The organism is Streptomyces sp. RB17, from assembly GCF_009604455.1.
GTDB lineage: Bacteria > Actinomycetota > Actinomycetes > Streptomycetales > Streptomycetaceae > Streptomyces.
Window position 1 is genome coordinate 337,588 of record NZ_WEGL01000006.1, and the last position, 15,151, is coordinate 352,738.

The following is a 15,151-nucleotide window of genomic DNA, read 5'->3' on the forward strand; positions in this document are numbered from 1 at the left end:
GAGGGCCATGGCGCTCCGACTGCTGGCGGTGCCCTCGGCGGCCGTACGGCTGCTGCCCTCGGCTCCGCGACTGCTCGCGCCGGCGGTCGGGGCGGCCGCCGGCGCCGCCGCGGGAACGGCACGCGCCGGAGTGCGCTGCGCGGACGCGGCCGTACGGGTGGCGCGGGTCGCGCGCAACGCGCTGCCCGGCACCGGCGACCACTGGCGGGCCGGGGCCCGTGCCCACCTCGCCCTGCGACCGCTGGAGCAGGAGCACGTGCGGCGCGCGGGCGGCACGGCACATCTGGCGCGCCGGGTGGCCGAGCGGCTGGCCGAGCGGCCCGACGTACTGGTCGCGTACTGGGACGAGGGGCTCGCGCGCCTGGTGGTGACCGCGACCGAGGAGGAGGCCACCGACCGGATCGTGGACCACGCCGCCGAACTGGCCGAGGGCCACGGACTGCTCCTCGCGGCCGCGGACGTGGACGAGACCACGCATCCGGCCGACCCGACCGGGGTGCGCGCTGCCGTGACCACGCTCGCCGCCGACACGCTGGGCATCGGCGTCGCCGTCACCGCGTACATGCTTCGGCTGCCGCCCACGCCGCGGCTGGCGACCGCGGTGGTGACACTGCTGCGGGAGAACCCGCGCTTTCGCGCCTGGCTGCGCGCCCGGCTCGGGGACGTCCGCATGGATCTCCTGCTGGCCTGCGCGAACGCCACGGTCCACGGAGCCGGACAGACCCCGACCTCCCTCGTCCTCGACGGCGCCCTGCGCGCGTGCCAGGTGGCTGAGACGGTGGCGCGCGCCGCCGCCTTCGACGCCGTGCACGACCAGCTGTGCGCGCCCGGGCGGATCAGCCTCCCGGCGGACGGCGCACCCCGCCCGCCGCTGCGGGAGTCCCCGGCCCAGGAGTACGCCGAGCACGCCTCCGCGGGCAGTGTGCTGGGTGCAGCGGCCACCCTGCTGGTCAAGCACGACGGCGCCGAGGCAGCGGAGGCGGTCCTCGCCGGCTCGCCGAAGGCCGCCCGCTACGGCCCCGCCGCCTTCCACGCGCTGCTGAGCGCCGCGTTCGCCCGCACGGGGGTCCTGGTCCGTGACCCGGACCGGCTGCGCCGGCTGGAGATGGCCGGCACGGTCGTCCTGCACTCCAGCGCGCTGTGCACGGACGAGGGCGAGGCCGACCCGTGGGCCGAACCGGTGCTGGACGCGGCCCGCCGGGCCCGCCTGCGCGTGGTGCTCGTGGACGACCCCGCCCTGGAGGACTTCACCGGCCTCGCCGACCAGGTCGTCGACGCCCGCCGGCCGCTGGACGACGTGGTGTACCAGGCGCGCGGTGACGCCGGCGCGGTGCTCGCCGTCGCCCGGGTGCGCGCGGCCGACGAGCAGGACGTGCTGGCCGGGCTGCGCTGCGCCGACATCGCCCTCGCCCTCACCGACCGCGACGGCGCCGTGGTCTGGGGCGCGGACCTCCTCGCGCTGCACGGGCTGCCCGACGTATGGCGGGTGCTGACCGCGATCCCGGCCGCCCGTACGGTCGGCGGCCATGCCCAGACCCTGGCCCGTTCCGGCGCCGCGCTCTCCGGGCTTCTGGTGGCCGTCGGCGAGTCTTGCGGCGGCCGCGGACGCCTGGCCGCGCTGCCGGGGCTGCGGCACGCCCCCGTCGACGCCGCCGCCGTGTCGGCCCTGATCTCCGGGGGCCGGGCCGCGCTCGGCGTGGCGGCGGCCCGGCCCCCGCATCCGCACGCGCGCGTGCACTGGCACGAGCTGGACCCCGAGCAGGCCCAGGAGCGGCTGGAGCACGAACCGGCCGCCGAGGTCGCGGCGTTCGAGGCGCTGACCGCCCGCGCGCGCACGGCCGCCACCAGGGTTTTCAGGCATCCGGTCGCCGCGCCCGCGCGCTGGTCCTACCGGCTCGGCCGGGCCGTACGCGGTGAACTCCATGACCCGCTCACCCCGGTCCTCGCGGTCGGCTCGGCGGCGTCGGCGATCCTCGGCTCGATGGTGGACGCCCTGCTCGTCGTCGGCGCCCTGGACCTGAACGCCCTGGTCGGCGGCATCCAGCGGCTGCGCGCCGAACGGGCCCTGTCCGGACTGCTCGAGGAGCAGCGGCAGAAGGCGCGGCTCGTCCCGCCGGAGACCGAGGCGCCGGCCGGCGGCACGCGCACCGTGGAGGCGGGCAAGCTGCATCCGGGCGACGTGATCCAGCTGAAGGCGGACGACGTGGTGCCCGCCGATGCCCGGCTGCTGTGGCAGGACGGTCTGGAGGTCGACGAGTCGGCCCTGACCGGCGAGTCCCTGCCGGTGGAGAAACAGACGGACCCGACCCCGCACGCCCCGGTCGCCGACCGGCGGTGCATGGTCTTCGAGGGGACGACCGTGGTGGCGGGCCAGGCCCGGGCCGTGGTGGTCGACATCGGCGACCACACGGAGGCCGCCCGCGCCGTCCACCTGGCAGCCCGCACGCCCCCCGCCGGCGGGGTGCAGGCCCGGCTGCAGGAACTCACCCGCAAGGCACTGCCGTTGACCCTGGCGGGCGGCGCCGCGGTCACGGGCCTGGCGCTGGTGCGCGGCACGGCGATCCGGGAGGCGGTCAGCGGCGGCGTGGCGGTGGCCGTGGCCGCCGTACCGGAGGGGCTGCCCTTGGTGGCCACGGTCGCGCAGCTGGCGGCGGCCCGGCGGCTCAGCCGTGACGGTGTCCTGGTCCGCACCCCGCGCACCCTGGAGGCGCTGGGCCGCATGGACACCTTCTGCTTCGACAAGACCGGCACGCTCACCGAGAACCGGCTGCGCCTGGTGCGCACCTCCGACGCCGACGGCACGGTGCGCCCGGTGGACGACGCCGGGTCGGCGGGCACCGTGCGGGCCGCCGTACGCGCCTGCCCGCGCGTCGACGGCGATGCCGAGCGGCCGGTGCACGCCACCGACGAGGCCGTGCTGGCGGCGGCCGGTCCGGATCCGGAGTGGACACAGTGCGCGGACCTGCCCTTCGAGGCGGCACGCGGATACGCCGCCGCCGTCGGCCGGAGCAGGGACGGCCCGCTCGTGCTGGTGGTCAAGGGCGCCCCGGAGACCGTGCTGCCCGCCTGCGCCGGGCTGCCGGAGCACGCCTCCGAGGCGGCCCAGGCGCTGGCGCGGGACGGCCTCAGGGTGCTTGCGGTGGCCGAACGGCGGCTCGGCGCGGACGAGCAGGAGGACGACGTCCTCGAACAGCCGCTGCGGGAGCTGGAGTTCATCGGACTGCTCGCCCTTTCCGACGTACCGCGCGAGACCTCCACGGCGCTCGTGGCGGGCCTGCTCGAGGCGGGCGTACGACCGGTCATGCTCACCGGGGACCATCCGCAGACCGCGCGCGCCATCGCGGCCGAGCTGGGCTGGCCCGCGGACACCGTCGTCGTCACGGGTGACGAGCTGGCGGCGGCGGACCGGGCGGCCAGGGCCCGGATGCTGCGGGACGCGGGCGTGGTGGCGCGGGTGGCGCCCGAGCAGAAGCTCCAGGTGGTGGAGGCGCTGCGGGACGCGGGCCGGGTCGTCGGCATGGTCGGCGACGGCGCCAACGACGCCGCGGCCATCCGCGCCGCCGACATCGGCGTCGGGATCAGCGCGCGGGGTTCGGCCGCCGCGCGCAACGCCGCCGACATCGTCCTCACCGACGACGATCTGACGGTGCTGATCGACGCCGTCGGCGAGGGCCGCGCGCTGTGGCACAGCGTGGCCGACGCCATCGCCATCCTGATCGGCGGCAACGCGGGCGAGGTCGGATTCGGCATCCTGGGCACGCTGCTGTCCGGCCGGGCGCCGCTGTCCACCCGGCAGATGCTGATGGTGAACCTCTTCACCGACCTGTTCCCGTCGATGGCGGTGGCGGTGACCGAGAAGGCGGACGCGCCGGTTCCGGCCCGGGGCGGATCGCAGCAGGACGACGGGTCCGGCATCGTGCGCGCCCGCGGTGGATCGCCGGAGGACGCCTCCGCCGTCCTGGGCGAGCCCCTGCTGCGGCAGATCCGGCACCGGGCGCTCACCACCTGCCTGGGCGCGGTGACGGCCTGGCTGATCGGCCGCTTCACGCCGGGGACCGCACGCCGCTCCAGCACCATGGCGCTGTGCGGGGTGGTCGGCACACAGCTCGTGCAGACGTGGCTGGACCGGCGCGAGAGCCGCCTGGTGCAGGTCACCTGCCTGGGTTCCGCCGTGGCGCTGGTCGCGGCCGTCCAGATCCCGGTCGCCAGCCATGCCGTCGGGTGCACCCCGCTCGGCCCGGTCGCCTGGACCGGTGTCCTGGCCGCGATCGCCCTGGCCCTCGCGGGCCAGCGAGCGCTGCCCCGCCTGGAGGAGACGGTCGCCCGACTGCTGCCGAACTGACCGAAGGCCGACCGCGCTCCGGCCGGCGGGTGGTGTCTGGGCGGTCACGCTCAGACGGTGCCGGCGGTGGCGGGTGGCCGTGGTCGGACGGTGCCGTGGCTGGGTGGCCATGCTCCGACGGTGCCGGGCGTGCGTGGCCATGGTCCGATGGCGCCGGTGGTGGCGGGTGGCGGCGCTCAGGCCGACGGGTGGCGGCGGGTGGTGGCGCTCAGGCTGGCGGGTGGTGGCGGGTGGTGGCGGGTGGCGGCGCCGAGGCCGGCCGGTGGTGGCAGGCGGCCGCGCTCAGGACGGCCGGTGGTGGCTGGGCGGGTCGCGTTCGGACCGTACCGATAGCGGCCGGTGGCGGCGGTCGGACCGTGCCAGTGGCGGCGGCACTCAGGTCGGCCGGCGCTGGGCAGCCATGCAGCGGCGGCGCTGAGGCCGCCCGGTGCCGGCCGGTGGTGGGCTGTCAGGCCTGCCGGTGGCGGCACCAGGCCGGCCGGTGCCGGGTAGCCATGAAGGTACGGTGCCGGTGGTGGCGGTGAGGCCGCTCGGTGGTGGACGGTGGTGGCCGCCAGGCCTGCCGATGATGGCGGGCGGTCGCGCCCAAGTCGACCGGTAGTGGCCGATGGTGGCGGTCACGCTCGCTGGTGCCGGCCGTCGGCCGCCGTCAGACCGAGCGGTGGTACGGGTCCGGTACCCGGACCTCCCCGCCCAGTTCGTGGGCGGCGTACCGGGCCCACGACGGGTTGCGCAGCAGCTCGCGGCCCAGCAGGACGGCGTCGGCCTCGCCGTTCGTCACGATCTCGCGCTCTCCGACCCGATGCGACTGCAGATCGTGCGCGAACTCGCCGCCAGGGGGGTGGAGTTGACCTGCTCGCAGTTCGAACTGCCGGTGACCAGGTCCACCACCACGCACCACTTCCGGGTGCTGCGCGAGAGCGGGGTCGTCCGGCAGATCTACCGGGGTACGGCCAAGATGAACGGCCTGCGCCGGGACGACCTAGACGGTCTCTTCCCGGGACTGCTCGACAGCCTTCTCGCGGCCGCCGACCGGCAGTCCGTCCGCCTCGGCGACGGCGCCTGAACCCGCCTTCCCGGGAAGGTGGTTGAAGAGCAGGTTGAGTACGATCGCGGACAGGCAGCCCGCGCTGATCCCGCTGTTCATCACCGTCTGGAACCAGTCCGGGAACTTCTCGTAGACCGTCGGCACCCCCACCGGCAGCATGCCGACCGCCACCGACACGGCCACCACGGTCAGGTTGTGGTTCCCCTGGAAGTCGACCCGGGCCAGCGTCCGCAGCCCGCTCGCCGCGACCGTGCCGAACATGACCAGCCCGGCGCCGCCCAGCACCGGCGCCGGGATCGCCGCGACCACCGCGCCCAGCTTGGGCAGCAGACCGAGCAGCACCAGGATCCCGCCGGCCGCCGCGACCACCCAGCGGCTGCGCACCCGGGTCATCCCGACCAGGCCCACGTTCTGCGCGTACGCCGTGTACGGGAAGGTGTTGAACACCCCGCCCAGCACCGTCGACAGGCCGTCCGCGCGCAGCCCGTCGGCGAGCGAGCGCGGCTCGACCTTCCGTCCGGTCAGCTCACCCACCGCGATCAGGTCACCGGTCGTCTCGGTCATGGTCACCAGGGCGACCACCAGCATGGACACGATCGCGGACGCCTTGAACTGCGGCGCCCCGAAGTGGAACGGCGTGCTGATGCCCACCCAGTCGGCGCCGGAGACCCCGCTGAAGTCGGTGAACCCGAACGGCACCGCGACCGCCAGACCCACCGCGATCCCGATCAGGACGGCGATCCGGCCAAGGGCGGCGGGCGCGAACCGCTGCACGGCCAGCACCACCGCCAGCACGAAGGCCGCCAGCGCCAGGTTCTTCGGCTCCCCGAAGTCCTTTGCACCGGCGCCGCCCGCCGCCCAGTTGCCCGCGACCGGCAGCAGCGAGACCCCGATGATCAGGATCACCGTGCCGGTCACCAGCGGCGGGAAGAAGCGCAACAGCCGGCCGAAGACCGGCGCGAGCAGCATGATCGCCAGGCCCGCGACGATCACCGAGCCGTAGATCGCGGGCAGCCCGCCCCCCGTCGTCCCGATCAGCACCATCGGCGACACCGCCGCGAACGTACAGCCCTGCATGATCGGCAGCCGGACGCCGAACCGCCAGAAGCCGATGCACTGGATCAGCGTGGCGATCCCGCACACCAGCAGGTCGGCGGTGATCAGATACGCCAGGTCGGCGGGCGACATCTTCATCGCGCCACCCACGATGAGCGGCACGGCGACGGCACCCGCGTACATCGCGAGCACGTGCTGCAGCCCGAAGGCCGCCAGTTGCCGTGCCGGTGGTATCTCGTCGACGGGGTGGATGTCTGCGGTGGTGGTGGCCATGAGGACTCCAGCGGTGCGCGGGCGGGGAGTGGCATCCGAACAGGACGAGACCGTAAGCGCCTTGAACAGTTTGTTGATTTCCGGTCTGTTGCCGCTGTGTGTCATGCCCGCCCGGCCGGTGCGGAATCCCCGGCTCCACCCGGATCCCCCGGCCACCGGGCCTACGTCGACCGGGCCGCCGTAAGTAGCGCGTCCCAGTCGGCCAGCTTGACCACGCCCCGTCCGAGCCGCGCGCCCAGGTCGGCCTCGGCCCGCTCGATCGCCAGCCACCCCGCCCACGGCACGGGTTCGATCCCGGCCGCCCGCAGCGCGGGCACCGGATCCTCGGGCACCGGCCGGCGCAGGAGCTCCGGAGCGTCCGCGAGCAAGGAGGTCACCGTCTCCTTGGCGCAGGGCCGGTTGGTGCCGATGACACCCGTCGGACCGCGCTTGATCCAGCCGGCGACGTACTCACCGGGGGAGAGGTCACCCTCGCGTACGACCCGCCCCGCCGCGTTCGGCACCGTGCCGCTCGGCGCGTCGAACGGCAGTCCGTCCGGTGGTGCTCCGCGATAGCCCACCGAGCGCAGCACCAACTGGGCGGGCACGTCCACGAACCGGCCGGTGCCCGTCACCCCGCCCCGCCCGTCCGGAGCCGTCCGCTCGAAGCGCACGGCGCCCACCCGGCCCGCGTCCGCGAGCAGTTCCACGGGGCGCAGGAAGAACCGCAGGGCGATGCGCCGGGCGGCGTCGGCCGAGGGCCGGGCGGCCCAGCCGCGCAGCACCTCCAGATTGCGGCGCGGTACGGCGGGCAGGGCGGCGGGGTCGGCCGGATCCAGCGCCAGGTCGGCGGGATCGACGCGGACTTCGGTGCCGGGCAGCGCGCCCAGCTCGCGCAGCTCCTTGGTGGTGAAGCGGGCCTGCGAGGGGCCGCGCCGGCCCACCATGTGCACCTCGGTGATCCCGCTCGCCGTCAGCGTGTCCAGCGCTGCCTGCGGCATGTCCGTCGGGCGCAGCTCCGGGGCGCCCCGGACCAGCATCCGAGTGACGTCCACCGCCACATTGCCCACGCCGATGACGACGGCCGACCGCACTCCGCGCAGAAAGCCGGCGTCGGCCGCGTCCGGATGCGCGCTGTACCAGGCCACGAAGTCGGTCGCCGACCAGCTGCCCGGCAGCTCCTCGCCCGGAATCCCGAGTCGGCGGTCGGCGGCGGCGCCCACGCAGTACACCACGGCGTGGTACAGCTCCCGCAGCCGCTCCACCGGCAGCCCACCCGGGCCGCCGCCCACCAGCACCCCGCCGAGGAATCGCACCCGCTCGTGCTCCAGCACCGTCCTCAGGCTGCCCTGCAGGGACTTGATCTTCTCGTGGTCCGGGGCGACGCCGTACCGGACCAGGCCGTACGGGCAGGGCAGGCGGTCCAGGACGTCCACGGACACCTCGGGGTCCTGCTGAACCAGGGTCTGGGCGGTGTAACACCCGCTCGGCCCCGAACCGACGACGGCGACACGCAGCACAGCGGTACTCCTCGCCCGAAGGAGGTGGTGTGCGGACGGCTCCAGCATGGCACCCACAACCCCATGAGGGCAGGGGCCGGCGGGGTGACTGCGAAGCGTGTCCGTTCGTACGAGGCGTAATCATACGGTTACTTTCCGTGTGTGCCAGAAGCATCCTTTCTTGATCTCTCCGATCGGGACGCGGAGGACGGCGTGGTGTCCGTGTGCCCTGCGTGGGAGGTGCGGGAGCAGTGCGAGGTCACGTCCTGGTTCCAGGTTCGGCTGGCCTTCCCGGACGGCGCGCGGGTCGACGCCCTGGCCGTCGTGCGCGAGGGCCGCGTGTCCATCGAGGACGTCAGTGCCCAGCCGGCCCTGTCCCTCGCCGATCTGGCGGTGCTCGCGGACTGGATCGAGGGGCCGCTGTTCGCGTCGTGCGGGGTGGAGCGGTCGTGCGACAGCGACGGCGATGAACGCCTGCAGGGGCGGTACGCACCGGAATCCGACGAGAAGGCCGGCGACGAGAAGGCCGACCAGGAGGAAGCCGGCGCGGAGGAAATCGGCGACGGGCAGGGCGGCGCGCAGGACGTCGGTGCGGAGGAGGGCGGCGCGCGAGAGGCCGGCGCGGAGGAGGACGAGCTCTGGGTAGGTTCGCGGCGTGCCCGGCCGGTCTGGCCGCGCGGCGTCGAGGGCCGTCGGCTGGCCGCGCAGGAATACCGTGTTGCACAGGAGCAGGGGAGTGACCCGGTGCTCGCCGTGATGAGCGCGACCGGACACAGTCGCCGCCGCTCCCTCAGGCTGATCGCCCAGGCGCGGGACGCGGGATTCCTCACGCCCCGTCACGCACGCCGCGACTGAGTCGGTTTGCTCGTTGCAGCTCTCGCGTCCCTTAGGGACTGCTCGGCCGCTCCTCCGTCGCGAAGAACCGGGACAGGTCCTGCTCTCGCGCCTCCTGGCCCTCCTCGCTCTCCGGCGGCACCCCGGACGCCCAGTCGAGCCCGTACCGCTGGAACAGTTCGGCCCGCAGCGCAGGTACCGGCATCGGCACCCCCGGAACCAGCGCCGAGTACACCGCGCCCATGAGTACGGCCCGCAGCATCGGATAGTCGGCGGCGACGTCCTGGGAGCCGTACCGGGCGACGGTGTCGCTGAGCAGTTCCGACAGCCGGCGCTGCTCCGGGCACTGCACGAAGCCCTCCGCCTGCAGCAGCCCCGCCATGTGCTGCCGCATCAGCACCGGCCGGTCGCTGGCCAGGCCCAGGATCGCGTCGATGGCCCGGGCGAGGCGCTCCCGGCCGTCCTCGGTGTGCGGCTCCCGCTCCAGCGCTTCCTCCAGCGTGCGGTGCATCAGCCGGTGCACGGCCGACTGCACCAGCTGGCGCTTGCCGGGGAAGTAGTACGACACCAGTCCGCGCGCCGAACCGGCGCGGTCCGCGATGTCGCCCAGCGTGGTGGCCTCGAAGCCGTGCTCGTCGACCAGCTCCACGGCGGCCTGCAACAGCCGCTCCCGGGAACGCCGCCGCAACTCTTCATTGACCGAGGCGTTGCGCGGGGACATCCTGTAACTCCTGCGTTGACTGGCTGCCAGCCAACTATACTCATCGCAGCGGGCACCGCCATGCGCGGGCCCGGTCCAGGGCTGCCGTCCGTCTGGGGCGACGCGGGGGATCGTCTCAGACGGACGGCGCGAGGAGTCCCGACGGCAGCCGGGCCCTGCACTCACCGGCGCTGTCACCGCAACCGCACCGTCCGCGTGTCGCCCCATGGGACCGACCGCGGGAATCCCTCGGTGTCGCACACCGCGCGAACTGGACCCGTGCGGGGCGCGTGTGCGCCCCGCCACCGAGGTCGAGGGCCGCCAGGGCTGACCCCGCGCGGCCGGCGGGCGCCGGGCCTCAGCCCACCAGATCCAGCACGGGCAGCAGCGCGTCGGGCCGGTCCGTCACCGGCAGGTGGTCGACGAAGTGCACCCGGCAGCCGAGCGCGGCCGCGCCACCGTCGGCCTCCTTGCTGTCGCCCACCATCACCACCTGTCGCGGATCGGCGCCCAGCGCCGCACAGGCGACCGAGAACAGCCGCGGGTCCGGCTTCTGCACCCCGTGCTCGTACGACAGGACGTACGCGTCCACATACCGGTCGAGCCCGTGCTCGCGGAACACCGGGCGCAGATCCCAGCCGATGTTGCTGACCACGCCCACGCCGATCCCTCGTTCGTGCAGGGTGCGCAGCACCTCGGGGGCGTCCGGGTACGGGGCCCAGGCGGCCGGGAGCTTGTGCCGCTCGTACAGCGCGTCGTGCAGCCCGGGGTCGGGCAGCGGCACCCGCCGGGACAGGCCCGTGTAAGCGGCCCGGTGCAGTTCCGCGCTCTCGTCCCGCACCGCCCAGACGCCCGCCAGGTCCGCCGGCAGCTCCACCGGATTCGCTCCGCCCGGCAGCGCTCCCGCCGTCTCCAAGGACCGTGCGGCGGCCTTCAGTTCGGGTTCGGGCAGGGCGTGTCCCGTGTCGGCCAGGACCGCACGCAGCCAGGACTCGGTGGATTCGATGCGGAACAGGGTTCCGGAGAAGTCGAACAGCACGGCAGACATGCGCCCGACCCTATCGGGGCCGGTGGCCGGCGGTGTCGGCCGGAGCGGGCCGCGGCCACTCGTACACGACCACGGCCAGGGCCACCGTCAGTGCCCCGAACAGCCAGCCGCCGACCACGTCCGAGGGCCAGTGGACGCCCAGCCACACCCGGGTCACGCCCACGCCCAGCACCGAGACCACGGCCGCCGCCACGGCCGTACGCCGCCGGACGCGGCCCGCGCCGAAGCGGTGCAGCAGCCACAGCAGCAGGCCGCACACCACGGTGGCCGTCATGGCATGACCGGACGGGAAGGCCGCGTACCGGGCGGAGTCGACGGGGTCCGGCCACACCGGCCGGGGCCGGTCGACGGCGCGCTTCACCGACTGCTGCACCACCGCCGCCAGGGCCACGGTGACCGCCGGCCACAGCGCCGTCCACCACGCGGCGTGCCGCCACACCAGCCACAACACGGCGGCCGCGCACACCAGACGCATCGTCAGCGGGTCCCAGGCCCAGTCGGTCAGTACCCGGAAGGCGTGCGTGAGAGCGTGGTCGTGGGCCGCCCAGTGGTGCGTCGCGCGGGAGACGTTGCCGTCCACGGTGAGCAGCGGATGCCAGCGGACCGGGGCGAGGGCCGTCAGCAGCGCGCAGCACACGCCGACGGCGGCGGCGAGGAGGGCCGCGGCGCGCAGGGCCCGCGGGCGGGACCGGGACGCCGCAGTGGGCCTGGGGCGCGGGTCGGCGCTGGGGCTGCGGGGCATGCCGCGATCTTTGTTGATCGGGAGGCCCGTGGCCACCGTCCGGCCGGCCCGCGCGGCGTACGGTGCCGACGGACCCGAGCCGTCGGTCGATCGTCGTCAGCCGTCAGCCGAGGGCACGCAGGCCCGGAACCAGGGCCACCAGTACCGGGAGCACCGGCACCAGCGCCGCGACGGCCGTCAGACGCAGCCGGCGCAGTGCGGGGAGCCGGCCCGGGGGAGTGAGCAACCGGTGCACACGCTGCGGCACATGGGCCTGCGCGGAGGGGCATGGTCCGAACACGCCCCGCTCCTCGTTGAGTTCGACCAGCGCCAGCGCGGTCGTCAGCCGGCCGAAGCGCCGGGATGCCATGTCGTCGGCGGCCAGCTCGACCAGCCGGTGCATCTCGGCGCGGAACGCGGCGAACACCGGCACCTGCGGGAATCCGCCCGCCAGCGCCGCCGAGCAGTGCAGCAGCCAGTCGTGCCGCGCCTGCGCGTGGCCCTGCTCATGGGCGATGAGGGCGTTCAGTTGACGCCCCTTCAGGCGACGCAGCGCGGCCGTCGTGATGACCAGGCGGGGCGCCGTACCGGCCAGCCACCAGGCGTCGGGACGCTCGCCCTCCAGCACCACCAGCCGGCCGCCCGCCGGTTCCTCGCCCGGCAACAGCGGGGCGCGCACGACGAGTTCGGCGCGCCGGGTGCGCCGCCGGGCCCGGGCCCGTACGACCTCGCGCACCAGCATCGCCAGGCTCCACAGGCCGCCGGAGGCCAGCAGTACGGCGGTCGGTGCCGCCCACGGGCCCGCCGTGCCGAGGGCGTAGGCGTCCACGACCGCGCGCGGAGCCCGGGCGAACACATGCCCGCGCACTTCCTGCCAGGCCGCCGACGCGCTGAGCGTCATCGACAGTACGCAGCACAGCAGGACGGCCGCCACGACGCACTGCCACATCCAGAGGGCGACGACCGGTTCGCGGTCCGGCCAGTCGGCCCGGGCGAGCAGCCGCGGGGCGACGACGGCGGTCAGGGCGCCGAGCAGCAGCAGGGCCACGGGGACCATCATGGTCAGCACCCTATGAGCGCGAGGCCGCTCACGGGTACGGTCCGCGCCACCGAAGTGACGCAGACAACGCACCCGCACAGACTCCGCTCACATCGTCAGCAGCATGGCCACCATGCCGATCCCCATCGACAGCCGGCAGGCCCGCGACAGCTCCGGCCGATCGCCCCAGCCGAGCGGTCCGCCGCCGACCCCGGCCACCGTGGCCGGCACCAGGCGGGCTCCGGCGAGCAGCACGTAACCCGCGAAATACAGCAGCAGCAGGCTGGTCAACAGCGGCATCCCCGAGCCGCCGTGCGCATGGTGGGCGGCGCCGGGCGGGGCCGCGGCCATGGCCACCGACATGTAGACCATCGCGCACGTGCCCACCAGGTGGTGCAGGTGATGCGGGGTGGCGCGCGAGGCCCACAGCGCGCGCAGCGCCGCCGCGCCGAACACGGCCGCGTACACCGGCCACACCCACCTCGGCGGCGCGAACACCGCCGCGGGCACGGCCATCACGGCCATGCCGAAGCCCATCAGCGCCTCGGCGCCCGCGGCCCTGCGCTGCTCCTCGACGCGGCTGCGCATCCGCAGCAGGCAGTAGGCCCCGGTCGCCGCGCACAGGGCGACCAGCAGCCACGCGGCCGGTACCGGTCCGTGCACGCGCACCTCCCCGTTCGACGGTCGGTCGAGGAATGCGATGCCCACGCCATGCGGAGCGCACGCGAGCGCAAGGGTGTACACGGGGAGCATTCGGCGGAGCGCGGCAGGTGAGCGCGCCGAGGGGAACGCCGCGAGAGTCATCCGCGAGAATCACCGGTGAGGAATTTTACGAGTAAAACACATGTTAAATTGATGGTATGAGCAGTGCGACCCACCACCGACTTCCCCTCGCCGGAGTGCTCCGTCTCGGGCGGCCCTCCGACATCTGGTTCAAGCCCGCGCTGAGCGTGGTCGCCGCGGTCGCGCCGCCCAACCTGATCCTGCTGGCGCTGGGCCGCCTCGACCTCGCGATGTACACGATGGCCGGGTCGCTGTGCGCGCTCTACGGTCACAGCCGGCCCTACGCCGCCCGCGCCCGCGTCCTGGCCTGGGTGGCGCTCGGCATGGTCGGCGGCCTCACGGTCTCCCTGCTGGCCGCGTCGCTCACGGGCAACGCCGTCGTCCTCGTCACCGTCGGCGCCGCCATGGCGGCCGTCCAGAAGACCGTGAGCGACGCGGCCCGGCTCGGACCGCCCGGGAACGTGGTCCTGACCTTCATCAGCTCCGCCTCGCTGTTCGCGCCGCAGACCCTCGGCCAGGTGCCCGGTCACGTCGGGCTCGCCCTGGCGGCCGGCGCCTGGGCCTGGCTGGTCGGCATGGCGCCCGGACTGCTCCGCCCGTACGGCCCCGAGCGCCGCGCCACCGCCCAGGCCCTGGACGCGGCGGCCGCGCACGCCGACACACGCGGCACCGCCGGCGGGCACGCCCGGGCCCGTGCCGCGAGCGCCGCCGCGATCCACGCCGCCTGGCAGTCGCTGCTCGCCGCCGGGGCCCGCCCCGACCGCACCAGGCGCGCCCTCGAACGGCTCCTCGTCCGCGCCGAGGTCGCGCTCGCCGCGCCCGCCGACACCGACCCGGCACGGCTGCGCGCCTGGGCCCGCGAACTGCGTGGCACCGGGCGGATCCCCCGCGTCCGGTTCCCGCGCGAGTCCGCCGACGAACTCCTCGGCATCGACACCGAACTGGCCTACCCCCGCCCGCCGCTGCGGCATCGCCTGGCTCCCCTCGCCCCGATCGCCGCGCGCACCGCGATCGGCTGCGCCCTCGCCGGTTACGCCTCCCTCGCGCTCGGGGTGGGCCGTCCCTACTGGGCGCTGGTCACCGCGGCCTCCCTCTACCAGGCCAACGTCACGCTCACCTGGAACCGGGGCATCCAGCGGGTCGTCGGCAACCTCGCCGGCGTCCTGGTCTTCGCCGCCGTCGCCCCGCTCGCCCATCTCCACCCGGTCGCGCTGGTGCTGTGCTGCCTCGCCTTCAACTTCGGCGCGGAGGCGCTGATCGCGCGCAACTACTGGCTCGGCACCGTCTGCGTGACCCCGATGGCCCTGCTCATCACCGAGTTCGCCCGCGCCCAGGACCCGGCCGAGCTGATCACCGAGCGGGTCGCGGACACCCTGATCGGCGCGCTGGTCGGCTTCGTCGCGGCCGTCGCCGTCACCAACCGGCGCGCGGGCGACCGCCTCGAACACGCGCTGGCCACGATGGAGCGGGCCCGCGAGAACGCCGCCCGGCTGCTGGCCGAGCCGTACCCGGCCCCCCGCGCCCTGGAGTCGGCCCGCCGCAGCCTCGCCGCCGCCCTCGCCGACCTGCGCGCCACGGCCGACGCCGCGTCCGGCGAGTGGTGGCAGCGCGCCCTGCCCGAGGAGCGGGTCGTGCTCGCCGAGCAGGCCGGACACCGTACGCTCGCGGCGACGGTACGACGCCAGGGTCTCGTACCGCAGCACCAGGATCCGGTGGATCCGGTCCAGGGCCCGGGCAGGACGACGGAGGACATACGGCCATGACGGCGACGAACGGCGGACAAACGCCGGCGGACGACCCGGCCGACACGGACCGGACGACCGACCACC

At 74.9% G+C, this 15,151-nt stretch carries 11 protein-coding genes; 4 read left to right on the top strand and 7 right to left on the bottom strand.

The genetic code is table 11. The features are described from left to right. Positions 1–7 precede the first annotated feature (7 nt). Together SRB17_RS26690 and SRB17_RS26700 are read left to right on the top strand one after the other, a co-directional pair. On the top strand, positions 8–4,342 hold the full coding sequence (locus tag SRB17_RS26690; RefSeq protein ID WP_153542683.1) for a cation-translocating P-type ATPase: 4,335 nt from the start codon (positions 8–10) through the stop codon (positions 4,340–4,342). A 661-nt stretch (positions 4,343–5,003) separates the two neighbouring features. Next, on the top strand, positions 5,004–5,408 hold the full coding sequence (locus SRB17_RS26700; protein ID WP_416237089.1) for an ArsR/SmtB family transcription factor: 405 nt from the start codon (positions 5,004–5,006) through the stop codon (positions 5,406–5,408). On the opposite strand, the gene SRB17_RS26705 is transcribed toward SRB17_RS26700, so the two are convergent. Together SRB17_RS26705 and SRB17_RS26710 are read right to left on the bottom strand one after the other, a co-directional pair. Beyond that, positions 5,325–6,719, bottom strand: coding sequence for a nucleobase:cation symporter-2 family protein (locus SRB17_RS26705; RefSeq protein ID WP_153542685.1), 1,395 nt, complete (start codon positions 6,717–6,719; stop codon positions 5,325–5,327). The two genes, SRB17_RS26700 and SRB17_RS26705, sit on opposite strands and share 84 nt — an antisense overlap. 161 nt (positions 6,720–6,880) lie before the next feature. Further along, positions 6,881–8,218 (bottom strand): FAD-dependent oxidoreductase, encoded by a 1,338-nt coding sequence (locus tag SRB17_RS26710; RefSeq protein ID WP_323376275.1) that lies wholly within the window; start codon positions 8,216–8,218, stop codon positions 6,881–6,883. A gap of 201 nt (positions 8,219–8,419) precedes the next feature. On the opposite strand from SRB17_RS26710, the gene SRB17_RS26715 reads away from it, so the two are divergent. Continuing rightward, the gene (locus SRB17_RS26715) at positions 8,420–9,052 is read left to right on the top strand and encodes a DUF6214 family protein (RefSeq protein WP_323376351.1); all 633 of its coding nucleotides are present in this window, start codon (positions 8,420–8,422) and stop codon (positions 9,050–9,052) included. Positions 9,053–9,083: 31 nt separating this feature from the next. On the opposite strand, the gene SRB17_RS26720 is transcribed toward SRB17_RS26715, so the two are convergent. From SRB17_RS26720 to SRB17_RS26740, 5 genes are all read right to left on the bottom strand, one after another. Then, positions 9,084–9,752 (bottom strand): TetR/AcrR family transcriptional regulator, encoded by a 669-nt coding sequence (locus SRB17_RS26720; RefSeq protein WP_153542687.1) that lies wholly within the window; start codon positions 9,750–9,752, stop codon positions 9,084–9,086. Between the two features lie 337 nt (positions 9,753–10,089). Beyond that, on the bottom strand, positions 10,090–10,779 hold the full coding sequence (locus tag SRB17_RS26725; protein ID WP_153542688.1) for an HAD family hydrolase: 690 nt from the start codon (positions 10,777–10,779) through the stop codon (positions 10,090–10,092). A gap of 10 nt (positions 10,780–10,789) precedes the next feature. Continuing rightward, complete coding sequence (locus tag SRB17_RS26730; RefSeq protein WP_153542689.1) at positions 10,790–11,521, bottom strand: phosphatase PAP2 family protein; 732 nt, start codon at positions 11,519–11,521, stop codon at positions 10,790–10,792. 103 nt (positions 11,522–11,624) lie between these two features. Continuing rightward, entirely contained in the window at positions 11,625–12,560 is a 936-nt protein-coding gene (locus SRB17_RS26735; protein WP_153542690.1) for a M56 family metallopeptidase, read from the bottom strand. An 87-nt stretch (positions 12,561–12,647) separates the two neighbouring features. Beyond that, a complete protein-coding gene (locus SRB17_RS26740; RefSeq protein ID WP_323376276.1) occupies positions 12,648–13,202 on the bottom strand; it encodes a DUF5134 domain-containing protein in 555 nt (184 codons plus the stop codon). Positions 13,203–13,399: 197 nt separating this feature from the next. Between SRB17_RS26740 and SRB17_RS26745 the strand changes: the two genes are divergently transcribed. Beyond that, a complete protein-coding gene (locus SRB17_RS26745; RefSeq protein WP_153542692.1) occupies positions 13,400–15,085 on the top strand; it encodes an FUSC family protein in 1,686 nt (561 codons plus the stop codon). Positions 15,086–15,151 lie beyond the last annotated feature (66 nt).

Coding starts and splice junctions, on each gene's coding strand:
- SRB17_RS26705 (WP_153542685.1), bottom strand. CDS start 6,719: ATGGCCACCACCACCGCAGACATCCACCCCGTCGACGAGATACCACCG.
- SRB17_RS26730 (WP_153542689.1), bottom strand. CDS start 11,521: ATGCCCCGCAGCCCCAGCGCCGACCCGCGCCCCAGGCCCACTGCGGCG.
- SRB17_RS26720 (WP_153542687.1), bottom strand. CDS start 9,752: ATGTCCCCGCGCAACGCCTCGGTCAATGAAGAGTTGCGGCGGCGTTCC.
- SRB17_RS26735 (WP_153542690.1), bottom strand. CDS start 12,560: ATGATGGTCCCCGTGGCCCTGCTGCTGCTCGGCGCCCTGACCGCCGTC.
- SRB17_RS26690 (WP_153542683.1), top strand. CDS start 8: ATGGCGCTCCGACTGCTGGCGGTGCCCTCGGCGGCCGTACGGCTGCTG.
- SRB17_RS26725 (WP_153542688.1), bottom strand. CDS start 10,779: ATGTCTGCCGTGCTGTTCGACTTCTCCGGAACCCTGTTCCGCATCGAA.
- SRB17_RS26745 (WP_153542692.1), top strand. CDS start 13,400: ATGAGCAGTGCGACCCACCACCGACTTCCCCTCGCCGGAGTGCTCCGT.